Source organism: Methylocystis sp. JR02 (assembly GCF_030063565.1).
Classification (GTDB): domain Bacteria; phylum Pseudomonadota; class Alphaproteobacteria; order Rhizobiales; family Beijerinckiaceae; genus Methylocystis; species Methylocystis iwaonis.
In genome coordinates this window covers 3,051,389-3,073,533 of sequence record NZ_JASIRC010000001.1, presented here as the reverse complement: position 1 = coordinate 3,073,533, position 22,145 = coordinate 3,051,389, and the positions used below count along the sequence as shown (strand labels likewise).

Here is a 22,145-nt window from a genome sequence, read left to right as displayed (position 1 = left end):
GGGCGGCGAAGCGCGTCGAAACTTAAACGAGCATCTTGCCCTTTTCGTCGATGATCGCGCCGATGTCGACGCCTGCGTCGTCCGAAAGATCGGCGAGCAGCATGTCGTTGTGCGCCTTGCCCGAGGGGATCATCGGGAAGCAATTCTCGACCTTGTCGACGAGGCAGTCGAAGAGCACCGGCCCGTCATAGTCGATCATCTCCTGAATGGCGGCGTCGAGCAGCTTCGGATCGGAGCAGCGGATGCCCTTGGCGCCGAAGGCTTCGGCGAGCTTCACGAAATCCGGCAGCGCTTCCGAATAGCTGTGCGAATAGCGCCCGCCATGCAGCAGCTCCTGCCACTGGCGCACCATGCCCATATATTCGTTGTTGAGGATGAAGACCTTCACCGGCAGACGGAACTGGATCGCCGTCGAGAGTTCCTGAATGTTCATCAGGATCGACGCCTCGCCCGCAATGTCGATGACGAGCGCGCTCGGATGGGCGAGCTGCGCGCCAATCGCCGCCGGCAGGCCATAGCCCATGGTGCCGAGCCCGCCGGAGGTCATCCAGCGGTTCGGCTCCTCGAAATGATAATGCTGCGCGGCCCACATCTGATGCTGGCCGACCTCGGTCGTGACGTAAGAATCGCGGTCCTTGGTCAGCGCATAGAGACGCTGCACGGCGTATTGCGGCTTGATGGTCGTGTCGGAATTGCGGAAGGCGAGCGACTTCTTCTCCCGCCATTCCGAGATCTGCGACCACCACTGATCGAGCGGCTGCTTGTCGGCGTGCATCGCTTCGGCGCGCCAGATGCGCACCATGGCTTCGAGCACATGGCCACAATCGCCGACGATGGCGAGATCGACCTTGACGTTCTTGTTGATCGACGAGCGGTCGATATCGATGTGGATTTTTTTCGAGCCCGGCGAGAAGGCGTCGAGACGCCCCGTGATGCGATCGTCGAAGCGCGAACCCACCGCGATCATCAGATCGCAATCATGCATCGCGTTATTGGCTTCATAGGTGCCGTGCATGCCGAGCATGCCGAGCCAGTTCTGGCCCGAGCCCGGATAGGCGCCGAGACCCATCAGCGTCGAGGTGATGGGAAAGCCCGTGAGGCTGACCAATTCGCGCAGCAGGGTGGAGGCCGAGGGGCCGGAATTAATGACGCCGCCGCCGGTGTAGAAAATCGGCCGCTTGGCGGCGGCCATCATCTTCACCGCCTCGCGGATCGCGTCCATGTCGGCGTCGAGCTTGGGCTGATAGGTCTTGTGCTGCGCGACGCGCGGCGCTGAATATTCCCCACGCGCGAATTGCACGTCTTTGGGAATGTCGATCACCACCGGGCCCGGACGGCCCGAGGTCGCGACATAAAAGGCCTCGTGCAGAATGCGCGGCAGGTCCGCGATATTCTTCACGAGGTAATTGTGCTTGGTGCAGTGGCGCGTGATGCCGACCGTGTCGCATTCCTGGAAGGCGTCGGAGCCGATGAGATGCGTCGGCACCTGACCGGTGATGCAGACGAGCGGGATCGAATCCATCAGCGCGTCGGTGAGGCCAGTGATCGTGTTGGTGGCGCCGGGGCCCGAGGTGACGAGCAGCACGCCCACCTTGCCGGAGGAGCGCGCATAGCCCTCGGCCGCATGGGCCGCGCCCTGCTCGTGACGCACCAGAATGTGCTTCACCTGCTCTTGATGGAAAAGGACGTCATAGATCGGAAGGACCGCGCCGCCGGGGTATCCGAAGATAATCTCGACGCCCTGATCCTTCAGGGCCTCGACCACCATTTCTGCGCCGGTCATTTCCTTCGACATGGTCATTTTTCCGTTTCAACTCAGCGGCGGGCAATAAAAAAGGCCCTCTCCGGGGCCTTGGGTCAAGCGCCATTGGCGGAATGCGGGCCTACTCCCGCTCCGTCTCCGGCGCCACATCTACTACGAGAAGACCGCGCATCGCGCCCCGCCTATCTTGATCTAGCGCGCAGAGGTTAAGGGAGGCGGGGCAGAGAATCAAGCCGGATGAAGGGCGCATTTATCATGCAAAGCCCACACGCCTCATTACGAGCGAAGCGACGCAATCCAGGGGCGGCGAGCGCCGCAGTGGGTTGCTGCGTCGGCTCCGCCTCTGCACAGCCCCAGATCCTCACGCCCCCTCCGCCGCGAGAACATTCCTCACCGCCGGGTCGGCGGCCATCATGTCGTGATGGGCCCGCACGGACGGGAATTCCGACAGCCCGTCGTCCAGCATGCTCTGCGCCCAGCGCTCCATGGGGAAGATATAAGCGTCGAGATAGCTGCGCCGCTCGCTCAGGAAAAAGCGCCGGCCGGCCAGATGCGCATCGACGATAGCGAATTTTTTGTGCGCCAGCGCTTTCGCCGCCTCGCGAATATCGTCGAAGGCCTCCTTCTCCCGCGCACGCGTGTAGCGGTTCGGCACGAAGAGCGGGAAGAAGGCGGGGTGAAGATCGCCCGTGATGAAAAAACTCCAGCGGTCGGCCTCGGCCTCCTCCCGCGCCGAGCCATGGATGGCGAGGCCCGCCTTGGGAGAGCGCAAGGAGAGGTAGCGCAGGATCGCCGCGTCCTGGGTCAATATCCAGCCTTCGCCATCGTCGAGCGCGGGCACGGCGCCGGCGGGGTTGACCTTGAGATAGTCCTTGTCGCCGAACGCGACTTCCTTCGTCGCATAGGGCTCGCCGATCCATTCGAGAACGATATGGGCGGCAAGTGAGCAGGCGCCGGGATGGTAGTAGAGCGTGAACATGGCCTGGGCTCCTTTAGGAGACGCCCGGTTCACATAGTGCGGCCCGCTTCCCGGCCGACACACGAGGCTCCAGGCCCCGCGTCAACGGCTGGCGTAACGGGCGGGAGAGCTGACGATGGAAATGCTCGCGCCTTCGTTCTGGACCATTTCATACAGCATCTTGGCGTGTTCCGGAGAGAGACGGACGCAGCCGTGAGAGGCGGGCGTGCCCAGCGCCGACAGCGCGTAAGTGCCGTGAATGGCGTAGCCGCCGCGAAAGAAGATCGAATAGGGCATCGGCGAGTTGTGGTATTTCTTCGAGTAATGCATCCGCTCCATGCCGATCGGCGCGAAATGACCGCGCGGCGTCGTGAAGCCGGCGCGCGCCGTCGAGACCGGCCAGTCATAAGAGCCCGTGGCGGATTGGACGTGCATGTTTTGCGTCGTGAGATCGACGTCGATGACGACTTCGGCCTTGGCCGAAGCGCCGAAGGCAAAAACGGAAAGAGCGCCAGCGACGAGCGCGCAATTGAGAGATTTTTTCATTGTTGTGTCCCCCTTGGCGGCGGTTCCTCTCGAACCGACGACGCCAAATTAGGAGGAAGGGGCTCGGGCCTCTGTGCGACACTGCACGCAGCCGGCATGGGCCTGTTTTGACAGGAAGGCGATCGCGCCGGACCGGTTGGGCGGCGGTAGGGTTCTCACCCCTTGGCCTTCGTGACCGCCGCCGCCATCACCCCCTGCACCGCGCCTTCGAGGACAGCGGCGGGGTCGGCCGTTTTCGCCGGATCGAAATGGCCGGAGATGGTCAGCATGGCGACGCCATGCGCCGCCGCCCAGATTTGCAGCGCGACATGGCGGGCGCCCTGCGCCGGCGCGCCGGCCGCCTGCAGCCAGGCAACGGCGGCGCGCCAAAGGATTTCGAGCGCGTGATCGGCCGCGCCGCCCGCCTGCGGATCGGCGAGCGTCGCCGCTTGGCCGAACATGGCGGCGTAGAGGCCCGGCTCCTCGCGGGCGAATTTGAGATAGGCCGCGCACATGGCGCGCATGGCGGATTGGGCGTCCGGCCGGCCCTCGTCCCAGGCCGCTTCGATCCGCGCGCCGAAGGTCTCGAAGCCCTGGCGGGCAAGCTCGGCGAGCAGCGCGTCGCGACCGGAAAAATGCCGGTAAGGAGCGGCGGGGGTGACGCCCGCGCGGCGGGCGGCTTCCGTCAAAGTGAGGGCGGAAGGCCCGCCCTCGGCCAATATCTCGATCGCCGCATCCACCAGCGCCTGCTTGAGGGAACCGTGATGGTAGCGGCGTTTCACATGCATCGTGTCGGGCTCGCTTTCGGAGCGCCTTTCTCTCCCGGGCAACCGGGCAAAAGCCGGGCGTGAGCTTATCCCTCCCCTTTACGGGGAGGGTGGCGCGCGAAGCGCGACGGGTGGGGTAAGCCCCCAGCCGCTGCCGTCGCTGCATGGGCCCCACCCGGCGGCCTTTGGCCGCCGACCTCCCCGTAAAGGGGAGGTATGGGGATCAACGACGTTGGACCGCTATTCTACCAACAGTCTCAGCCTGCGAGCTTGGCCATCAGCGCGTCTGAAATCTCGAAATTGGCATAGACGTTCTGCACGTCGTCATTGTCTTCGAGCGTGCCGACGAGCTTCAGGATCTTCTCGCCCGCTTCATCGTCGACCTTGATCGTGTTCTGCGGCCGCCAGACCAACGCCGCCTTCTTCGGCTCGCCGAATTTGTCCTCCAGCGCCTTGGCGACGTCGCGCAAGCTTTCGACCGAGGTGACAATCTCGTGGGTTTCGTCAGTCGAGGAGACGTCGTCGGCGCCAGCCTCGATCGCGGCCTCCATCATGGCGTCCTCGGACGCGACCTTCTTGGCGAATTCGATCAGGCCGACGCGGTCGAACATGAAGGACACGGCGCCGGTTTCGGCCAGCGCCCCGCCCGCCTTGGTGAAATAGGAGCGCACCTCGCCCGCCGTGCGGTTGCGATTGTCGGTCAGCGCCTCGATGATGACGGCGACGCCGCCGGGGGCGTAGCCCTCGTAGCGCACCTCGTCGTAGTTCTCCGAATCGGCGCCCGAGGCCTTCTTGATCGCGCGGTCGATATTGTCCTTGGGCATATTCTCCGCCCTGGCCGCCAGAACCGCGGCGCGCAGCCGGGCGTTCATATTGGGGTCGGGGAGCCCCATCTTGGCGGCGACGGTGATTTCGCGGGCGAGCTTGGAGAAGAGCTTGGAGCGGATCGCGTCCTGCTTGCCCTTCTTGTGCATAATATTCTTGAACTGACTATGCCCGGCCATCGTCCTTCGCCCTTGCGTCCAGCTTTCTTCGCCTCTAGCGGCGTCCGGGCCGTCTATACCTCCCAGCGCAACGGAAATAAAGAAAGGCGCGCGGCATGAGCGGGATCGACTACTCCGACGGCGAAGAGCCCGCCCCGCCCGATCCCTTCCGACGCCGCGAGCCGCTCCCGGAAGAGCGGCCGAAACCTCTCGATGACGACCCCGAAGCAGCGCAGCGGCTGGCGGCCCTGCTCGCGAGCCCGGCCTATCGAGAGGCCGACTCCGACGTTGATTTTCTCGCGACCGGCGATGCGCGCGGCCCAAGGCTCGGGCTCGATTATCTGAAGGCCGAGCTGCTGCTGCAGCGTCATGGCGTCACAGACACGATCGTGGTCTGGGGCTCGACACGCATTGTCGAGCCCGGGGCGGCGCGGCAACGGCTCGAGCAGGCCGAGGCGGAAGCGGCGGCGCGGCCGGACGACCCGGAAGCCGCCCGTCGCGCTAGGACCGCCCAGCGAATCGCTGAGAAGGCGCGTTTTTACGATATCGCGCGGGCGTTCGGCGGGATCGTGGGCGCGGCCGGCAACCTTCCCGGCGAACGGCGCCTCGCCATCGTCACGGGCGGCGGGCCGGGAATCATGGAGGCGGCCAATCGTGGCGCATTCGACGCCGGGGCCGAGACCGTCGGGCTCAATATCGCCCTGCCGCGCGAGCAATATCCCAACCCCTACATCACGCCGGAGCTTTGCTTCCGCTTCCATTATTTCGCGATGCGCAAGCTGCATTTCGTTTTGCGCGCCCGAGCGCTCGTCGCCTTCCCGGGCGGTTATGGGACGCTCGACGAAGTCTTCGAGACCCTCACCCTGTCGCAGACCCGCGTCTTGAAGCCGCTGCCGATCGTTCTCGTCGGAGAGGCCTATTGGCGGCGTGTGTTCGATCCGGATTTCCTGGTCGAGGAAGGGGTCATCGCCCCCGAGGATCGCGCTTTGTTCTGGTATGCGGAGAGCGCGCAGGAAATTTGGGACGGTATCTTGCGCTGGTGGGAAAAGGCCGGCGATCCGCTGATTTAGGCCGAACGAGCCGCCTCCGGGCGACGCGGCCCAGGTCGCCGCGTCATTGTATCGCCGCAGCTCGATCCCTATCTGTCGTCCCGGCGCGGCGCAGCGCCGCCCGTTTGAATGGAGAAGACAGATGAGCTGGCTCAAGGCAATTGTCGGCGGCGCCATCGGCGCGGAAGCGCTCAGCCTCATTAAGGATTACGTCGAGAAGCAGGGCGGCCTCGACGCCGTGGTCAAGCAGTTCCAGGAGGGCGGCTTCAAGCGCCAAGTCGATTCCTGGGTTTCCACCGGCAAGAACGAGGCGATCAACGCCATCGAGGTAGGCCAGGCGATCGGCATCGAGAATGTGAAAAAACTGGCGGCGAGCGCCGGCGTCGACATCAACAAGGCGCGCGACCTTCTCGCGCAATATCTCCCCGTGGCGATCGATCAGGCGACGCCGGAGGGCAAGCTGCCCGCGCCCGGAACAGACGAAGCCAAAAAGGCGGATTGATTTACCCGCTAGGGCTCCTGAACTTCGCCGCCGGCCCGCGTCGGCGGCTTTTCCTTTCTCGGCCCCGAAACGCGCTTTGCTGGGCGACTTGCCTCGCCGGGCGCGATTCAGTAAGCCCTTGAGTCGAAGCATTGGACAGGGAAGATTGATGACCAAGCGCGCGCTAGTGACGGGCATTACGGGGCAGGACGGGGCCTATCTCTCGCAGTTTCTGCTCGAAAAGGGTTACGAGGTGCATGGCGTCGTCCGCCGCTCCTCACATCGCGGCGTCGAGGACCACCGCCTGCGCTGGCTCGGGATCAGCGGCAAGGTTCATTTGCACGACGCCGATCTGATCGATCTCTCCAGCCTTCTGCGCACAGTCGAGGAGGTCAAGCCCGACGAGATCTATAATCTCGCCGCGCAATCCTATGTCGCCTCCTCCTGGCGTCAGCCGCTGCTCACCGCCAATGTCACCGCCGTCGGCGTGACCAATGTGCTCGAGGCCATGCGCCTCGGCGCGCCGAACGCCCGCTTTTATCAGGCTTCTTCCTCCGAGATGTACGGGCTCATCCAGGAGCCCATGCAGAGCGAGAAGACGCCCTTCTATCCGCGCTCGCCTTACGCCGTCGCCAAGCTCTACGGCCATTGGATCACGGTGAATTACCGCGAGAGCTTCGGCCTGCACGCCTCGTCGGGCATTCTGTTCAACCACGAAAGCCCGCTGCGGGGCGTCGAATTCGTCACCCGCAAGGTCACGCGCGGCGTCGCCCAGATCAAGCTCGGGCAGGCGAGCGAGTTGCGGCTCGGCAACATCGACGCCAAGCGCGACTGGGGCCACGCCAAGGATTATGTGCGGGCGATGTGGCTGATGCTGCAGCAGGAGAAGCCCGACGACTATGTCGTGGCGACGGGCGTGACCACGACCGTGCGCGACATGTGCAAGATTGCCTTCGACCATGCGGGCCTCGACATGGGCAAGCATCTGGTCATCGACCCTGCCTTCTACCGACCGGCCGAAGTCGACGTGCTGCTGGGCGATTCGAGCAAGGCGCGAAAGGCGCTGGGCTGGCAGCCCGAGATCAACCTCGATCAGATGATTCGCGAAATGGTCGACGCCGATCTGGAGCGCCTGCGGCGCGAAGCTTGAGCCAAACACGAAAGAGCGCGGCGATGGCGGCGGCCTATGAGCGGATTTTAGTGACGGGCGGCGCCGGTTTCGTCGGCGCCCATCTCACCAACGCCCTGGTGGAAGCCTATCCCAGCGCCACCCGTATGCTGCTTCTGCGCCCGGGCGAGGCGGGCGCGAACGCCGCCTTCGAGTCCACGACGGCTGATCTCCTCGACGAAGCCGCGATCGACCGGCTGGTGGCGGAGCTGCGTCCCGATCTGATTGTCCATCTCGCGGGACAGGCGTCCATCGGTCTCGCCGCGAGGGCGGCCGAGCACACCTGGCGCGTGAATTTCCACGGCTCATTCAGCCTCGCCGCGGCGATCGCGCAACATGCGCCGCGGGCCGTCACGCTTTTTTCGTCCACGGCGGCTGTTTATGGCGCGAGCTTCCGCGACGGCGTGCTGGACGAAGACGCGCCGCTGCGGCCGACGGATATTTACAGCCGCTCCAAGGCGGCGGCCGAAGGCGCGCTCGCAGATATTCTCGGTCAGGAAGGGCGGCTCATCACCGTGCGTCCGGTCAATCATTCCGGCCCCGGTCAGCGGAACCACAATTTCGTCCTCTCGTCTTTCGCCTCGCAGATCGCGTCGATCGAGGCGGGCAAGTCGGAGCCACACATCAGGGTCGGCGATCTCTCGAAGGAGCGGGACTTCCTCGACGTACGCGACGTGGTCGACGCCTATATGCGTCTGATCGCCTGCGCCCACGACCTCCCCGAGCGCGTCTCGACCTTCAATATCGGCTCGGGCGAGGCGCGCACGATCGCATCTCTTCTGGATGAGTTGCGCGCCATGGCGCGCCGCCCATTCGACATCGAGGTCGCCCCCCACTTGGTGCGCCCCTCCTCGACGGATATCGCCACGATCGCCTGCGACGCCTCCAAGCTGCGCGCCGCGACGGGCTGGGCCCCGCGCTACACGGCGAATGACATGCTGCGCGTGCTGCTGGAAGAATGGCGCGCGAAATACGCAGGCGTCGAGGCATGAGCGAGGAGTCCTCAAAGGACAAAGAGCGCATCCGCCTCCTCGAATTTCAGCTCGATTATCTCCGCGCAGAGCTTCTGCACCTTACTCATGAACGCTATCGGCTGACCTATTCGGTCTCCGGCCACGTCTATCGCTTTTTGCGGCCGGTCGAGCAACGGCTCGCCGACGCCGGCGCGGCGATCGCCGCCTATTTCCGGCCACAGGCCGAGAAAGCGCCTGCGCGGGCCGAGACGTCGCTTCCCATAACGGCCTCGACGCCGACCTTGCCGGCCCGGCGGCTCCTCATCGACGTGACCGGCACGGTCAAGCGTGACGCAGGCACGGGCATACAGCGCGTGGTCAAGGAAGTCGCGCGCGCCTGCCATTCCGGCGCAAGCTTCGACATCCCGGCTTTCGCCGTGCGCAGTGAGAATGGCAAGCTCTATACGGCCAACGCCTTTACCGCCGCCCTCGGCGGCGCGGAGACGGGCGACGACGTCGAAGTCGCCATCGCGCCCGGCGATCGCTTCCTGATGCTCTCGGACAGTTGGAACGCTTTCGAGGAGCTCACCCGGACCACAGGCGGGACCACAGGCGCGCCTGAAGGCGCGCGGTCCGTTTTCGAGCGCATCCGCGCGAACGGCGGCGAGATCGTCACCTGCATCTTCGACCTCATCCCCGAGCTTTACCCACACGCCTGTCACGAGGTGACGGTGCCGCGCTATCGCGCCTGGTTGCGCAAGGCGCTTCTCGAAAGCGACGCCTTTCTCGCCATCTCCCGCACGGTCGCCGAGGAACTTGCGGACTATGTCGCCGCGAAGGGCCTGCCCCATCGACCGGGCCTGAAGATCGGCTGGTTCCAATGCGGCGCCGATCTCGCCGCGCCGCCGACGGCGACCCCACGGGAGAAAATCGTGGCAGCCGTCGCTGGAGACGCGCCCGCTTTCCTGATGGTCGGCACGATCGAGCCGCGCAAGGGGCACCGGATCGCGCTGCAGGCTTTCGACGCCCTGTGGCGCTCGGGCGTCGATCTGCGATTGATTGTCGTCGGCCGGCGCGGCTGGTTCGAGGAGGCGATCGCCGCCGGCATGGGAAGTCATCCGGAGTTCGGCCGACGTCTCTTCTGGTTCAGCGACGTCGATGACGGCGAGCTCTCCTACCTTTACCGCCACGCCCGGGCGCTGCTCCTGCCCTCTTATGCCGAAGGGTTCGGATTGCCGATCGTCGAAGCGGCCCAGCACGGCCGCCCCGCCATCTGCAGCGACATCCCCGTATTCCGGGAGGTCGGAGGCGACGGCGCGATCTATTTCAGGGTCAACGACCCCGACGCGCTTGCCGAGGCGATGCGCGCCTTCCTGGCGGGCCGGCTCCCCGCCGATCCGGCCAGGACGCTCAACGTCTCCTGGGCGGATGCAGCGCGGCGCATCGTCGCGGTCGTCGCGCGCGAGGATTGGCTGACGCGCCTGCCCTGACCGCGCCCTTGGTTTCGGTAGGCGCAAAAGCATGTTAGAGAGGCGACAATGGGCCGCGCGCAACGACAAAGCGCGGCTTTTTCGCGCCGCTCGGCGCCGCCGACCAAGGGGACCAACGCTCATGGCGTTCAATATTCCGTTCATCAACGATCCGACGCCGAGGACGGTCCTCAAAATGCTCAATCTCGAGGCGTCTCAGCTCTCGCTCCCCGACTCGGAGCAACTGATGAAGGGCGCGCTCGCCGCCTATGTCGTGCTGCAGATCGGCGCGCAATATTTCTCCCATTCGCTGCCGGTGAGCATTTTCTACGGCCTCTCCACCGCGGCCGTGCTTTACGGCGCGACGCTGCTCCTGCTCCGCTACCTCAAGCAGGAGGACAGATTCATCAAGACCGTGAGCGCCTTGGCGATCCTGGGCGCCGTCGGGGCGGGCGCCTATATCGTCATGCATTTCATTGTCGGCGTCGCGTTGCCGCCGCCGCTGCCGACCGAACGCCTGACACGTTTCCTGCTGTTCCCGATCATCATCTGGCTCGTCTTCATTTACGCCTTCCTGTTCCGGCATGTGGCGCTGCGACCGATCCCGGCCTTTGTGACGGCCTCTGTCTATGTGCTGATCATCGAGATCGTTCTGTCGTCCGTGAAATTCTGAAGAACGACCGAACAGAAGAGAGCCTCAGGCGCCCGCGCACAGTCGCGGACGCCTTTTTGTTTATAAAGAAGACGGAAACCATGCTGGCGGATTAAGCCGCCATTAAGCATGATCGATCATTCTTCCTTCATTCCCGAGCGTGGCCGTCGCGCCCGTTCGGTCTCGACCAAGGAAGATAGCAATGGTTCGCCCGTTTTTGCGCGCCCGCGCGACGATCGCCACCGCGCTGCTGGGCGCGCTTATCGCGCCAGCGACGCAGGCCGCGGACTTTCCAGCCATTCAACCGCAGCAATTCGTCGAGGAAGGCCCTGTCGAATGGGGCTCGAACTGGTATTTGCGGGGCGATCTGGGCATCGCTCGCACCACGCCGACCGAGCTCAACGGCGTCACCTTGTCGAACAGTTTCCCCAACAATTGGACCATCGGTCTCGGCGGCGGCTACAAATTCAATGATTTCCTGCGCGCCGACGTGACGGTCGACTACGAGAGCCTCTATCAGAAGAGCGGCGTGCGCAACGATATCGGGCTACCTTGCACGATCGGGCTCTATCAGCCCAATCCCCTCGGCGATCCCGGGCTGGTCAATCCCATCTACTCGGCCTGTTTTCCCTGGGTCAGAAACAGAACCGAGTCGATGCTCACCCTGGCCAACGCCTATATCGACTTGGGCAATTGGTGGGGTTTCACGCCTTACGTCGGCGCCGGCGTCGGCCTCAACGTGCTTTACCAGAGAGTATCCTCCAACTGGTATATGTATAACGGCGTCCCTTATGCAGGCGTGACCTACACAGACCCGCGCACCAGCGCCACTTACATGGCGAATTGGGACACGAAATACGAAGACACCTTTGTTCGCTTCTCCTATGCTTTCATGGGCGGCTTTTCCTACGACATCGACAACCATTGGAAGATCGACGTCGGTTACCGCTACGCGAATATGGGTAAAATCACCGGCGTCGACCGCTACAACAACGTCGTTTCGAGCAGTCTTGTCAGCCAGCAGGTCCGCATGGGTTTCCGCTATGTGATCGACTAGCTAGGCGCGCCGGTCACTCGGTGTTAAACAGGCGCCGGCCGCCCGGAAGGGTCGGCCGGTTTCGCTTTTGGCGCCCATACCCGGATCGCTTCATGACCACTCTCGATGTTCTCGGCATTGGCAACGCCATCGTCGACACTCTTTCCCGCGCCGATGACGACGTGCTGGTCGGCGCCGGGCTGATCAAGGGCTCAATGGCGCTCGTCGACGAGAAGCGCGCGGACGCGCTCTACGAGCTGATGGGGCCGACGACGGTCATCTCGGGCGGCTCCGCCGCCAACACCATGGCGGGCCTCGCCAGTCTCGGCGCCAAGTCCGGCTTCGTCGGCAAGGTCAAGGACGACGCCGCCGGCCGCGAATTCACCCACGACATCCGCAAGGCCGGCGTCGCCTTCGACACGCCGGCCGCGGCGGACGGCGCCGCCACGGCGCGCTGCCTGATCTTCGTGACGCCCGACGGCCAGCGCACCATGAACACCTTTCTGGGGGCCTGCCAGGCGCTGCAGCCGGAGGATATCGACGAAGCAGCCGTCGCGTCGGCGAAAATCCTTTATATGGAAGGCTATCTCTGGGACCCGCCGGGCGCCAAGCAGGCCTTTCTGCGCGCCGCGAAAGTCTCCCGCGCCCATGGCCGCAAGGTGGCGCTGAGCCTCTCCGATTCCTTCTGCGTCGATCGCTATCGCGCCGAGTTCCTCTCGCTGATTCGCGACCGCGTCGTCGATATTCTCTTCGCCAATGAAAGCGAATTGCACGCACTTTACGAGACCTCGGATTTCGACGCGGCGCTCGCGGCGCTACGCGCCGAAAAGGGCCTGCTCGGCGTCGTCACCCGCTCGGAAAAGGGCTGCGTCGTCACGAGCGAGGGCAAAGTGATCGCCGCGCCCGCCTTTTCGGTCGAGGAAGTCGTCGACACGACCGGCGCCGGCGACCTCTTTGCGGCGGGCTTTCTCGCCGGCTACGCCAGGGACCTGCCGCATGAGCGCAGCGCCGCGCTCGGCGCAATGGCCGCCGCCGAGATTATCTCGCATGTCGGCGCGCGCCCCCAGAAGAACCTGCTGCAGCTCGCGCGCGACAACGGCATCATGGCGTAAAGCCGCTACAATCATCCCGGAGGAAAAAATGCGCTTTTTCTCGAAGACTCTTTCGGTCGCGATCCTCGCCGCAGCGGCGGGACTGGCCGTCGCGCCGACTGCTGTCCGCGCCGAGCCCGAGACCACGCTCACGGCGAGCGGGCTGAAATATATCGACACGAAGCCGGGCACGGGCGCTTCCCCGAAGATCGGTCAGAACGTCACCGTTCACTACACCGGCTGGCTTTATGTGAACGGCGCCAAGGGCAAGAAATTCGACAGCTCGCGCGATCGGGGAGAGCCCTTCGATTTTCCGCTCGGCATGGGCCAGGTCATCAAGGGCTGGGACGAGGGTGTCGAGACCATGAAGGTCGGCGGCAAGCGCACGCTGATCATCCCGCCGGAGCTCGGCTATGGCGCGCGCGCCATGGGCAACGCCATTCCGGCCAATTCCTGGCTGATTTTCGACGTCGAACTGCTCGGCGTGAAGTAAGCGTTCCTACTATTTCCGTTTGAACAGCTCGAATTGGGGCATTGTCATTCCCGGCGGGCTGAAAGCCCGACCGGGAATCCAGAGCCGCAAGAGCGCTGGCTTTACTCAGAGCCCGTCATTGCGAGCGAAGCGAAGCAATCCAGGCCCTGGATTGCTTCGTCGGCTCCGCCTCCTCGCAATGACGGCGGTGATTCCCCGTGTGTCCAATCGGCGCGCGCGTCGGGGATGGCGCCGTTGGCCCCAACTTCGCATACGCCGTTCGGTCCCTATTTTCGTGAGCCGAACGGATGAGCGCCACCCTCGATCTCAGCGACGCGCTGCAAACATTCCTTGCGGAACATGGATTCCCTCGCGACGCCGTCAATGTCTTCAACAAGGACAAAGCGACGCCGCTGATGCTCGCGGTCCGGCTCGCGCCCCCAGCCCTGGCGCGCGAGCTGCTTGCCGCCGGCGCCGACATCCACGCCGAGAACGCTGACGGCAACCAGGCCCTGTGGCTTGCCTGCGTCGGCGAGAATGCGGAAAACATCAGGCTTCTCATCGAAGCCGGAGCCGACACTCAGCACGTCAACTGCACGGGCGCGACCCCGCTGATGTTCTCCGCCTCGTCGGGCCGAGCCAGGGCCGTGGCGCAGCTCCTGGCGGCGGGCGCCGATCCGGCGTTCGAGACGGGTCTCGGGCTGACGGCGCTCGACATGGCCTCGACGGAAGAGTGCCTGACGCTGATGCGCGATTCGGTTCGGCGCCGGAAAAAGCCCTAGATCAGCCTCACGGGCAACGTGTCTTCACGGTCACGCCGTCGCGATAGAGGAAATATTCGACGCAGGAACGGTCGTTGACCAGAACCGGCCGCTTGCCGATCTCCGCCGCCTTGAGAAAATCGAGAGGCGTCGTGCGCCCCTTGCCGTCCCAATCCATCTCCGCCCAGCCGTAGCCTGCCTGCCAGGCCGAGAACACCCTCGCGGACAGGAAGAAGACCGGGATGACGAGGGTCGCCAAAATGCTCGTAACAATCAGGCGCTTGCCGAAGGGAGATGACATGGCGCGCTCCTCCTGCGCCGCGGAAAGCGGCGTTCCTCTTATGATAGCGCTGCTGCTGAAAGGGCTACAATCCAGATGGCCCAGGCTCCGCGCTCGTGCATAAGAATGTTGCAGACGCGCAACGGCGGCTGCTTATTTGGTTACGCTTTCGTTTCGCGAATTGACAGTCCGGCGGCGGGCCGTAGACAGTAAATTATGCGGCATTTTTACGACCAGATGACGGACTGCCTGCGCGCCTATCGCGCGCAAGCGATCATTTGTCTGGCTATGCTGCAAGTGATCGCCTTTCTCTTATCGCCTTTCGGCGCAAGCCACGTCCAGAGCGATGCGCCGGGCGTTTCGCTGGCCGCGACGCAAGTGATTTGCGCGAACGACACAGACGGCGGCGATCGAACGCATTCCGACCATCAGCACGAATGCGTCCTTTGCTCCACCAGCAGCCGCGACCACTGGAGCGCCGCGATCGCTTTATTCGCGGTTGTCGCCGTTGTGCTCTCTCCGGGCGACGACGAGTCGGCGCGCCCGATAACTACGCAGGACTCTGCCTCGCGACCGTCGCTTCGATCGCGAATGACGCTGACGCGCGGGCCCCCGGCTTACTTCTCCTGATATTTCGCGCGAAACGCCCGCGTATATAAGCGCGGCCATTCTATCCCGTCCCCTCCACGTCGCAGACGAAGGCGCAGCGCATATGTGCGCTGGCGGCGATCGTCACACGAGCATTTCAGCGCGCCTCGAGACCTGACCTAACCTGAAGGAATTTGATCCGTGATTAGCAAAATCCCTATGATGCGCGGCGTCTCCGTCGGCGCTCTCATCCTCGTTCTGGGCTCGTCGAGCGTATCGGCTCAGCAGAACTTGCCCCGCATCGACGTCGGGAACCGCCAACGCGAAGTGGGCGGCCCCGCGCCTCGACAATCGGCGCCGCACGCCAGTTCCGCGCAGGCTCCGGACGGCGCGCCGATCACCGCCCCTGGCTTCGAGCCCTCGCGCGCCAAATTGCCGATCTATCGCGATCCGCCGGGTCAGACCTTCACGTCGCTCAAGCACAACTTCCTGGAAACGACGCCCATGAGCACGGTGCAGGAATTCCTGCGCTACAGCCCCGGCGTGACATTCCAGGAAACGGGCGCGCCGACCTATGATTTCGTCATCAATATTCGCGGTTCGGGAAACCGCTTGAACCAACATACCCGAAACATACAAATGTATGAGGACGGCTTCCCGATCATGACGGCCGACGGCTTTGGCCGCACCGACATGCTCGATCCGCATTCCTTTAGCGGGGTCGACGTCTATCGCGGGCCCTCCTCGGCGCTCTTCGGCAACTACGCCTATGGCGGCGCGGTCAATTTCCGCTCCTTTTCGGGCGCTGAAATCGACGGGGTGGAGTACGGTTCGGAATTCGGCAGCTTCGGCTATTTCAATAATTACCTTCGCGGCGGGAAGAAGGTTTCCGGTCCGGCGTTCGGCGAGGCGGACCTCTCGGTCTTCGCCTCGGACACGCGCAACGATGGTTATATCGCGCATACGGCGGGCGACCGCCAAAACGCCACCGTCCTTCTCAAGTTGACGCCGACGCCCACCGATCGCCTCATTCTGAAACTGATCTATAATAATACTTTTTCTCAGATGCAGGTTCGACAGTCTCTCAACCAGTATTACTACAACCCATATGTAAAGAACTATGGCTGCGCGATCCCGACGGCCGGGAATGTGCCCTTCTGCAATAATTTGAACACCTACGCCAACGGCATTTACGGCGCGACGATCAGACAAAGCTCCAGTCAACTGGGCTACCATCACAATATTCAGCGCGAGATCGCCGGGCTGCGCTGGGAGCATGATTTCGACGACGCCACGACATGGCGCAGCCAATTCACCTATGATTATCTCGAGAACAGATCCGCCACCTGGATGCCGGTCAAAATCATCGGCGGCACTGGCGGGCCGAACTATATGAATGGCCCCACCGTCGGCATTTCGGCGAGCACCGACATCACCCGCCGCGCCTCTTTGTTCGGCTTTCCGACGACGAGCTATCTCGGCTTTTTCTACGATAATCTGAAGCTCACCAATCCGACCTACGCCTGGGTTCCCAACGTCTGGAACTACGGAATGCCCGGAGGTCCGACGAGCAAAATGGACTCCTACCATTCCAACATCAGCTTGCGGGCGCGCGAGGAGATCGCTTTGCGTCCCGATCTGACGGCGGTGATCGGCTTCAGCACCAACTGGAACCGCGTCTGGGGCGTCAACAGCGTCTATAATTTCTCGGGAAGAGGCGCGGTGCTGACGCCGACTCAGGTCGGGATCGACAACGACTATTGGAATACGGCGCCGGAAGCGTCCTTGACCTGGCGCTACAACCCCGAGTGGCAGCTCCGCGCGCGCTACGCGGCTGGTTATGGCACGCCGAATTTCAGCTATCTGACGGCGACGGTAAATGGCGTCGGCAATAATGGCACGATGAAAGCGCAGACCAACATGGGCGTCGATCTCGGCGTCGACTGGACGCCGACCCGCGACCTGACCGTCGGCGTCACCGCGTTCCATGAGTGGTTTCGCAACGAGATCATGCAGCTAACAGCGCCATCGCTGGTTTTCTATTGGCTGAATATTCCGCAATCGGTGCACCGCGGAGTCGAGGTCAGCGCCGATTGGCGGCCGTTCGAGGGCGCGCAGCTCCTTCTGGCCTACACCTATAACAACCAGCAATTCACAAACTTCATGGATCCGCTGTCGGCCACGGTCTATTACAACCGCAGCGGGAAAGCCATTCCCAACGTCGCGCCGCACTCGCTTACGGCGCGCGCCGGCTATGACATTCCCTACGGCCAGTTCGCCGGCCTCGGCGGTTATGTCGAATATATCTACAAGAGCGACTATGCGCTCGATAATGCGAATCTGGCTTGGGCGCCCGGCTACGGCCTCGTCAACCTCAATCTGCATTATTCGAGAGATATCGCTCAAAGCTGGCTGAAGCGCTTCGACATCTTCTTCGACGTCAAGAATGTCACCGACCGCACTTATGTCGCCGGCGCCGCCGTGATGACCGATGGGCTGATCGGCAGGACAGGCATACAGCAGGACGCGGCCCTGTTGTCGACGAATACGGGCGCATCCGTGATCGCCGGCCAGCCGCGCGCTTTCATCGGCGGCGTCAAGTTCAAGTTCTGAGCGACATCTGAGCCGCCGCCGCAGGCGGCGTCTCGAAGGGGAGGAAGTCCCGTCTCGACGGGTTTTCCTCTCCTTTGTTCTCCAAAGACCGCCCCCGGACCGCGAGCCTTCAGGCTCGCCTATTTGAGCGAGCCTGAAGGCTCGCGGTCCAGAGATGTCGAGGACCTGCGCCCAACGTCCTTACCAACCCATGAACCACGGCGTCTCCGGCGCCGCGCCAATCGGGGACTTGCGGGACGAGAGGCGCACAAAGCAGGCACGAATCATAATCCTTGATTCGCGCGTCGCGCTCGTGAAGAAAGGCTTAAAGCCCGAAAATCGAGGAGACCGCATGAGCGACGCGGCGACGACGACGAAAATCCTTTTGCGAGGCGCGCGGATGAAATGCCCGAGCTGTGGCGAGGGCCATATCTTCAAAGGCTATCTGACGCGCGAAGATAGCTGCCCGCATTGCCACGAGAGCTTCGAGGGCCTCGACGCCGACGACGGGCCGGCCTGGTTCACCATCGGCATCGTCGCCCATATTGTGGTGCCGCTGCTCATCTTCCTGGAGCGCGGGGAACTCATGCCCTATTGGCAGGAGGCGGGAATTCTCGCCATTGTGACGATCGTCTCGGCGCTCATCTTCCTGCCCATCTCGAAGGGCATTTTCGTAGCGGGTCTGTGGCTGATCAACCGCAAGCCGGCTTAAACCGTCGCCGGCTCCCGCACGGCGGGCTCCCGCGCCGGCGCCGTCGAGAGCTGCGGCTCCCAATAGTCGCCCCGCTCGAACATGTGCCGCGCCTGCGCATATTGGAACAGAATGCGCGCCACGATGGTCATTGTCTCGGGCTTGCGGACCGCAGCGCCCCAGACTTTGTTCCACATACGCCCTTCCGCCTGCCCATATTTGACGATGCGCTGCATCGCCGCCTGCATCGCCTGCTTCTCGATAGTGCGTAGCGTATTCGCGTCCATCGGCCTCGGCGCCGGGCCGTTGCGATGACGCCCAAAGGTCTCGATGAGGCGCAGCATGCGTTCCTGGAAGGCGGCGGGCGCGTAAAGGGCGTTGCAGAGATTCTGCATGCCGAAATGCAGCTCCTCCATGCTCATCGTGCGGCACTGGATATTGGAGCTCCAGGGCACGGCCTGGGTCTCGACGCCGCCCGTAAGAAGGCGCCCTTCTTTGACGATGCGGTCGTAGAGCGGCGTGGCCTCCGACGCCATCAGCGCGCCCAGGCTGAAAACCGGGATGGGCGTCTCCATGGCGAAATCATATTGCTGCGCAAAGACGTTCGGCCCGTCGTGGTCGAAGCCGACGATCATGCCGCCCATCACGGAAATCCCCCGGTCGACGAGCTTCTGCACTTCATCGACGAGGCTGATCTTGAGATTTTGGCGCTTGCCGGTCTCGCGCAGGCTCTCGACATTCGGGGTCTCGATGCCGATGAAAACCTGGGTCAGGCCGGCGGCGACGCACATATCGATCAGCTCGTCGTCGCGTGTGGCGTCGATCGAGATTTGCGTGACGAACTCCATCGGCCGGTCGCGCCGCCAATCGGCGATGGCCGCGAGCAGCTCCTTGCAATGGGACCGATAGGCGGTGAAATTGTCGTCGGCCAAAAACGCCGTGCGATAGCCATGCGCCCAGAGCGCGTCGAGCTCGGCGATGACATTGGCGATTGGCTTATGGCGCTGCTTGCGCCCCAGATATTGGATGACGTCGCAGAATTCGCATTCGAAGGGGCAGCCGCGCGAGGTCTGCACCGCGCCGAGCATGGCGCGGTCGTTGCGGTAAAGATCCCAGCGCGGCAGTGGCGACAAAGCAAGCGACGGCTTGTCGCCAAAATAGCCGTCCTTCGGCTTGCCGGCGCGCAGATCGGCAAAAATGTCCCCTGCGATCGCCTCCGCCTCGCCGCAGACCAGGACGTCGCAATGGTCGCGCAAACGGGCGGGGCTCAAGCTGGCGTAGGGGCCGCCGATGACGACTGGCTTGCCGCGGCGGCGGAATTCATCGGCGATGGCGACCATGCGGCCGCGTTGGCTCACCTTGCCGGTGATGAGAATCCAATCCGCCGGATGGTCGAAATCGACCGGCGAAATCGATTCGTCGCAAAGTGAGATGTTGAAATCGGCGGGCGCCAGAGCGGCGATGGTGGCGCTCGAAAGGTCCGCCATCATCACGCCGCCCGGCGCGCCGGAGGCTGCAAGAACCTCTCCGCCGAAATAAGTTGGAAAATCGCCCGCCGGATTGATCAGATAAATCGAAGTCATAGCCAAGCCCGAGCAAATAAAGACTTGGCAATTATTTCACTGGCCGCGAGTCGTCGCAAGCTTAACCATCGCGACCGGGCGCTGGACCCAAGCAGATTTGCTTTCGGAAAAGAACAGGCGGGCGGCCTATCCTTTCTTGAACGGCTTGATCTCGGTCAACGTCCATTCCGCCGTCTTTTCCCGACAGGCGACGCCTTGCAGCTTTTCGACATTGTCGCTCGCCGCAACTTCGGCCAAAAAAGAGCGGCAGATTTTGCCGTCGAGCGGATAGGCTTGGCCGACCGGCGTGAAAGATCCCTTGGCGCCCGATTGCGGGTTATCCCAATGAACGCTCGCGCCGCTGCCCTGCGGATCGAGCGCCGTGCCGAGCGCGGCATTGGCGCGGCGCGCGTCCTCGCTGTCCAGATGGCGGGAAAGCTTGGGCGGCGGCTTGGCGATGGAGCCCGTGACATCCTCGGGCGCGCCCTGCCACATGGCCGAAGAAGACGAGTCGCCCATGGGAATGGCGATCGAGCAGCCGGAAAGCGCGCCGGCGGCGATCAAGGCGACAAGGACGCCTGGGAGCGGGAATTGAGCAAAGCCTTCAGCAGCGATATGTCTCTTACACAAGAACAGCAAAGCGCCACCTTACAAACGCCCCCGCCCCCCGAGGGCCCTCTGGAAAGGATTTTCGCTTGAACGCGTTAACGTCGGGTGACTTCGTCGACGCCGAGGAGCCTTTCGCCTTGTTTGGCAAATGGTTCCAGGATGCGAAAGCCAAAGAGCTCAACGATCCCGAGGCGATGGCGATCGCCACCGCCGGAGCCGACGGCATGCCGGACGCGCGCATGGTGCTGATGAAGGAATGGAGTCCCGAGGGCTTCGTCTTCTACACCAACGCGGAAAGCGACAAAGGCCGGCAGCTCGCCGAGAATCCGAAGGCGGCGGCGCTCTTCCACTGGAAATCCCTGCGCCGGCAGGTGCGGCTGCGCGGGCCTGTCGAACAAGTGAGCGAGGCCGAATCGGACGCCTATTACCAGAGCCGCGCGCGCGATTCGCGTATCGGGGCCTGGGCCAGCCAGCAGTCGCGGCCGCTCGAAAGCCGTTTCGCTCTCGAGAAATCCGTCGCGACCTACGCCGCAAAATATGCGATCGGCGACATACCGCGTCCGCCTTATTGGCGCGGCTTCCGCATCGCCCCCATCGCCATGGAGTTCTGGCAAGACAAACCCTTCCGCCTGCACGACCGGGTGCGGTTCGTCCGCGACGCGCCGGGCCAGGACTGGCGCAAGGATAGGCTCTATCCATGAGGCGCGCCGCTCGCGCGGCCGCGATAGCGGGGGCGTGTCTTTTGAGCTTCGACGCCGGCGCGCAGGGGCTTTTCGATTTCTTCGGCCCCGCCCGGCCGATGCGCGCGGCCCCACGCCCCGCCCGCGACATTCCGCACGCCGAGAAAAAGCGCGACGCCAAGCCGAAGAAGCGCGAGGCCGCCAAAGGCCAGCCAGAGGCAACGAAGCCGGCGCCCCAAGGCGCCGAGGCCCCGCCCCCGCCTTACGAGGGGCAGCTTATGCGCCTGTCCGAAATCATCGGCGCCCTCGCTTTCTTGCGCGACCTCTGCGGAGAGAAAGACGGGGAGGAGTGGCGGGACAAGATGTCGGCGCTGCTCGACGCCGATGCGCCGAGCGGGCCCCGCCGGGACAAATATGTCTCGGCCTTCAACCGCGGTTTTCGCGGCTATGAGCTGACCTATCGCGTCTGCACGCCGAACGCCAAGGCCGCCACCAGCCGCTATCTCGATGAAGCCGGGAGGATTTCCCGGGACCTCACCTATAGATTCGGCAATCCGTAGGGATTCTTTTCAATCACGAATTAACCTTTTGGAAAGAGGCGTGTCGCGCGGCGCGGCCAGCTTGTCTAATGTAGCCCTCATGACGCAGACGCCCTTCGCATCTCTCGACGACACCTGCGGTGAGCAACACCAGGCGGCGCTCGCTTATGTTACGGAAGCCTTCGCCGAGGCCATTTTGGCGGGGATCGAAAGCGACTCTTTCGCTCAGGCCGCGCTCATGGCCTCGCTGCGCGAGCTCGTCGCGACCTATGGCGAAGAGGCGGTGGTGAAGCTCGCCGAGGCCCTGCCGGGCAGGATTCGCGCCGGCGAATTCACTTACGCGGCGCGCCACTGAACGCGCCTCATGCCCCGCTTTCTGTAAAAGCGGACTGACTTTTGCGCCGGAATGGGGCAAAACAGCCCGGCGTATTCGGCGCGGCGGGCGATTTTTGCGCAAGGCCCGCGCGCCTATCGGCT

General features: G+C 63.6%; 24 protein-coding genes. 16 read left to right on the top strand and 8 right to left on the bottom strand.

Going from position 1 to position 22,145, the window contains the following annotated elements:
- Positions 1 to 22: 22 nt before the first annotated feature.
- The 5 genes from QNA11_RS14690 to QNA11_RS14670 all read right to left on the bottom strand — a co-directional run bounded on the left by QNA11_RS14690 (position 23) and on the right by QNA11_RS14670 (position 5,016).
- Entirely contained in the window at positions 23 to 1,795 is a 1,773-nt protein-coding gene (locus QNA11_RS14690) for an acetolactate synthase 3 large subunit (RefSeq protein ID WP_202071000.1), read from the bottom strand.
- Positions 1,796 to 2,123: 328 nt separating this feature from the next.
- Positions 2,124 to 2,741, bottom strand: a complete 618-nt coding sequence (locus QNA11_RS14685) for a glutathione S-transferase family protein (protein WP_283483606.1) — start codon at positions 2,739 to 2,741, stop codon at positions 2,124 to 2,126.
- An 81-nt stretch (positions 2,742 to 2,822) separates the two neighbouring features.
- Positions 2,823 to 3,266 (bottom strand): L,D-transpeptidase, encoded by a 444-nt coding sequence (locus QNA11_RS14680; protein WP_281929686.1) that lies wholly within the window; start codon positions 3,264 to 3,266, stop codon positions 2,823 to 2,825.
- 155 nt (positions 3,267 to 3,421) lie between these two features.
- The gene (locus QNA11_RS14675) at positions 3,422 to 4,033 is read right to left on the bottom strand and encodes a TetR/AcrR family transcriptional regulator (protein ID WP_283483605.1); all 612 of its coding nucleotides are present in this window, start codon (positions 4,031 to 4,033) and stop codon (positions 3,422 to 3,424) included.
- A gap of 236 nt (positions 4,034 to 4,269) precedes the next feature.
- Positions 4,270 to 5,016 (bottom strand): YebC/PmpR family DNA-binding transcriptional regulator, encoded by a 747-nt coding sequence (locus tag QNA11_RS14670; protein WP_283483604.1) that lies wholly within the window; start codon positions 5,014 to 5,016, stop codon positions 4,270 to 4,272.
- Between the two features lie 95 nt (positions 5,017 to 5,111).
- Between QNA11_RS14670 and QNA11_RS14665 the strand changes: the two genes are divergently transcribed.
- The 10 genes from QNA11_RS14665 (at position 5,112) to QNA11_RS14620 (ending at position 14,148) form a co-directional block, all read left to right on the top strand.
- Positions 5,112 to 6,065: an LOG family protein gene (locus QNA11_RS14665; RefSeq protein ID WP_283483603.1), complete on the top strand. Its 954-nt coding sequence runs from the start codon at positions 5,112 to 5,114 to the stop codon at positions 6,063 to 6,065.
- A 121-nt stretch (positions 6,066 to 6,186) separates the two neighbouring features.
- Positions 6,187 to 6,546 carry a YidB family protein gene (locus QNA11_RS14660; RefSeq protein ID WP_281929693.1) on the top strand — a complete coding sequence of 120 codons (360 nt, stop codon included), beginning with the start codon at positions 6,187 to 6,189 and terminating at the stop codon, positions 6,544 to 6,546.
- A 148-nt stretch (positions 6,547 to 6,694) separates the two neighbouring features.
- Positions 6,695 to 7,675 (top strand): GDP-mannose 4,6-dehydratase, encoded by a 981-nt coding sequence (gmd, locus tag QNA11_RS14655; protein WP_283483602.1) that lies wholly within the window; start codon positions 6,695 to 6,697, stop codon positions 7,673 to 7,675.
- Entirely contained in the window at positions 7,672 to 8,685 is a 1,014-nt protein-coding gene (locus QNA11_RS14650; RefSeq protein ID WP_283483601.1) for a GDP-mannose 4,6-dehydratase, read from the top strand. Before gmd ends, QNA11_RS14650 begins: the two co-directional genes overlap by 4 nt.
- Positions 8,682 to 10,136 carry a glycosyltransferase family 4 protein gene (locus QNA11_RS14645; protein WP_283483600.1) on the top strand — a complete coding sequence of 485 codons (1,455 nt, stop codon included), beginning with the start codon at positions 8,682 to 8,684 and terminating at the stop codon, positions 10,134 to 10,136. Before QNA11_RS14650 ends, QNA11_RS14645 begins: the two co-directional genes overlap by 4 nt.
- A 121-nt stretch (positions 10,137 to 10,257) precedes the next feature.
- Positions 10,258 to 10,788 (top strand): hypothetical protein, encoded by a 531-nt coding sequence (locus QNA11_RS14640; protein WP_202070991.1) that lies wholly within the window; start codon positions 10,258 to 10,260, stop codon positions 10,786 to 10,788.
- A gap of 181 nt (positions 10,789 to 10,969) precedes the next feature.
- On the top strand, positions 10,970 to 11,824 hold the full coding sequence (locus QNA11_RS14635; protein WP_283483599.1) for an outer membrane beta-barrel protein: 855 nt from the start codon (positions 10,970 to 10,972) through the stop codon (positions 11,822 to 11,824).
- Between the two features lie 92 nt (positions 11,825 to 11,916).
- Entirely contained in the window at positions 11,917 to 12,915 is a 999-nt protein-coding gene (locus QNA11_RS14630) for an adenosine kinase (RefSeq protein WP_283483598.1), read from the top strand.
- 28 nt (positions 12,916 to 12,943) lie between these two features.
- A complete protein-coding gene (locus QNA11_RS14625) occupies positions 12,944 to 13,387 on the top strand; it encodes an FKBP-type peptidyl-prolyl cis-trans isomerase (RefSeq protein ID WP_202070988.1) in 444 nt (147 codons plus the stop codon).
- Between the two features lie 287 nt (positions 13,388 to 13,674).
- Positions 13,675 to 14,148 (top strand): ankyrin repeat domain-containing protein, encoded by a 474-nt coding sequence (locus QNA11_RS14620; protein ID WP_283483597.1) that lies wholly within the window; start codon positions 13,675 to 13,677, stop codon positions 14,146 to 14,148.
- A gap of 7 nt (positions 14,149 to 14,155) precedes the next feature.
- Here QNA11_RS14620 and QNA11_RS14615 read toward each other — a convergent pair whose 3' ends face one another.
- Positions 14,156 to 14,428 (bottom strand): hypothetical protein, encoded by a 273-nt coding sequence (locus QNA11_RS14615; protein ID WP_283483596.1) that lies wholly within the window; start codon positions 14,426 to 14,428, stop codon positions 14,156 to 14,158.
- Positions 14,429 to 14,623: 195 nt separating this feature from the next.
- Between QNA11_RS14615 and QNA11_RS14610 the strand changes: the two genes are divergently transcribed.
- The 3 genes from QNA11_RS14610 to QNA11_RS14600 all read left to right on the top strand — a co-directional run bounded on the left by QNA11_RS14610 (position 14,624) and on the right by QNA11_RS14600 (position 18,299).
- On the top strand, positions 14,624 to 15,037 hold the full coding sequence (locus QNA11_RS14610) for a hypothetical protein (protein ID WP_283483595.1): 414 nt from the start codon (positions 14,624 to 14,626) through the stop codon (positions 15,035 to 15,037).
- A 159-nt stretch (positions 15,038 to 15,196) separates the two neighbouring features.
- Positions 15,197 to 17,608, top strand: coding sequence for a TonB-dependent receptor family protein (locus tag QNA11_RS14605; RefSeq protein WP_283483594.1), 2,412 nt, complete (start codon positions 15,197 to 15,199; stop codon positions 17,606 to 17,608).
- Positions 17,609 to 17,939: 331 nt separating this feature from the next.
- The gene (locus tag QNA11_RS14600) at positions 17,940 to 18,299 is read left to right on the top strand and encodes a DUF983 domain-containing protein (RefSeq protein ID WP_202070984.1); all 360 of its coding nucleotides are present in this window, start codon (positions 17,940 to 17,942) and stop codon (positions 18,297 to 18,299) included.
- Here QNA11_RS14600 and QNA11_RS14595 read toward each other — a convergent pair.
- A complete protein-coding gene (locus tag QNA11_RS14595; RefSeq protein ID WP_283483593.1) occupies positions 18,296 to 19,861 on the bottom strand; it encodes a B12-binding domain-containing radical SAM protein in 1,566 nt (521 codons plus the stop codon). The genes QNA11_RS14600 and QNA11_RS14595 overlap by 4 nt on opposite strands.
- 126 nt (positions 19,862 to 19,987) lie before the next feature.
- Positions 19,988 to 20,404: an RT0821/Lpp0805 family surface protein gene (locus QNA11_RS14590; RefSeq protein ID WP_281929714.1), complete on the bottom strand. Its 417-nt coding sequence runs from the start codon at positions 20,402 to 20,404 to the stop codon at positions 19,988 to 19,990.
- Positions 20,405 to 20,535: 131 nt separating this feature from the next.
- Here QNA11_RS14590 and pdxH point away from each other — a divergent pair, with 131 nt between their 5' ends.
- The 3 genes from pdxH (at position 20,536) to QNA11_RS14575 (ending at position 22,023) form a co-directional block, all read left to right on the top strand.
- Positions 20,536 to 21,150, top strand: a complete 615-nt coding sequence (gene pdxH, locus QNA11_RS14585) for a pyridoxamine 5'-phosphate oxidase (protein WP_202070982.1) — start codon at positions 20,536 to 20,538, stop codon at positions 21,148 to 21,150.
- Positions 21,147 to 21,689, top strand: coding sequence for a TIGR02301 family protein (locus QNA11_RS14580; protein ID WP_283483592.1), 543 nt, complete (start codon positions 21,147 to 21,149; stop codon positions 21,687 to 21,689). The genes pdxH and QNA11_RS14580 overlap by 4 nt, the downstream gene beginning before the upstream one ends.
- Positions 21,690 to 21,768: 79 nt before the next feature.
- Entirely contained in the window at positions 21,769 to 22,023 is a 255-nt protein-coding gene (locus QNA11_RS14575) for a hypothetical protein (protein ID WP_202070980.1), read from the top strand.
- Positions 22,024 to 22,145: the final 122 nt, after the last annotated feature.

What these genes read in the sequence shown, in the direction of transcription:
- QNA11_RS14600 (WP_202070984.1), top strand. Translation starts at nt 17,940, where the DNA reads ATGAGCGACGCGGCGACGACGACGAAAATCCTTTTGCGAGGCGCGCGG.
- QNA11_RS14680 (WP_281929686.1), bottom strand. Translation starts at nt 3,266, where the DNA reads ATGAAAAAATCTCTCAATTGCGCGCTCGTCGCTGGCGCTCTTTCCGTT.
- QNA11_RS14630 (WP_283483598.1), top strand. Translation starts at nt 11,917, where the DNA reads ATGACCACTCTCGATGTTCTCGGCATTGGCAACGCCATCGTCGACACT.
- QNA11_RS14615 (WP_283483596.1), bottom strand. Translation starts at nt 14,428, where the DNA reads ATGTCATCTCCCTTCGGCAAGCGCCTGATTGTTACGAGCATTTTGGCG.
- QNA11_RS14685 (WP_283483606.1), bottom strand. Translation starts at nt 2,741, where the DNA reads ATGTTCACGCTCTACTACCATCCCGGCGCCTGCTCACTTGCCGCCCAT.
- QNA11_RS14645 (WP_283483600.1), top strand. Translation starts at nt 8,682, where the DNA reads ATGAGCGAGGAGTCCTCAAAGGACAAAGAGCGCATCCGCCTCCTCGAA.
- QNA11_RS14660 (WP_281929693.1), top strand. Translation starts at nt 6,187, where the DNA reads ATGAGCTGGCTCAAGGCAATTGTCGGCGGCGCCATCGGCGCGGAAGCG.
- QNA11_RS14675 (WP_283483605.1), bottom strand. Translation starts at nt 4,033, where the DNA reads ATGCATGTGAAACGCCGCTACCATCACGGTTCCCTCAAGCAGGCGCTG.
- QNA11_RS14665 (WP_283483603.1), top strand. Translation starts at nt 5,112, where the DNA reads ATGAGCGGGATCGACTACTCCGACGGCGAAGAGCCCGCCCCGCCCGAT.
- QNA11_RS14635 (WP_283483599.1), top strand. Translation starts at nt 10,970, where the DNA reads ATGGTTCGCCCGTTTTTGCGCGCCCGCGCGACGATCGCCACCGCGCTG.
- QNA11_RS14690 (WP_202071000.1), bottom strand. Translation starts at nt 1,795, where the DNA reads ATGTCGAAGGAAATGACCGGCGCAGAAATGGTGGTCGAGGCCCTGAAG.
- QNA11_RS14625 (WP_202070988.1), top strand. Translation starts at nt 12,944, where the DNA reads ATGCGCTTTTTCTCGAAGACTCTTTCGGTCGCGATCCTCGCCGCAGCG.
- QNA11_RS14580 (WP_283483592.1), top strand. Translation starts at nt 21,147, where the DNA reads ATGAGGCGCGCCGCTCGCGCGGCCGCGATAGCGGGGGCGTGTCTTTTG.
- QNA11_RS14640 (WP_202070991.1), top strand. Translation starts at nt 10,258, where the DNA reads ATGGCGTTCAATATTCCGTTCATCAACGATCCGACGCCGAGGACGGTC.
- QNA11_RS14670 (WP_283483604.1), bottom strand. Translation starts at nt 5,016, where the DNA reads ATGGCCGGGCATAGTCAGTTCAAGAATATTATGCACAAGAAGGGCAAG.
- QNA11_RS14595 (WP_283483593.1), bottom strand. Translation starts at nt 19,861, where the DNA reads ATGACTTCGATTTATCTGATCAATCCGGCGGGCGATTTTCCAACTTAT.
- QNA11_RS14575 (WP_202070980.1), top strand. Translation starts at nt 21,769, where the DNA reads ATGACGCAGACGCCCTTCGCATCTCTCGACGACACCTGCGGTGAGCAA.
- QNA11_RS14610 (WP_283483595.1), top strand. Translation starts at nt 14,624, where the DNA reads ATGCGGCATTTTTACGACCAGATGACGGACTGCCTGCGCGCCTATCGC.
- QNA11_RS14620 (WP_283483597.1), top strand. Translation starts at nt 13,675, where the DNA reads ATGAGCGCCACCCTCGATCTCAGCGACGCGCTGCAAACATTCCTTGCG.
- gmd (WP_283483602.1), top strand. Translation starts at nt 6,695, where the DNA reads ATGACCAAGCGCGCGCTAGTGACGGGCATTACGGGGCAGGACGGGGCC.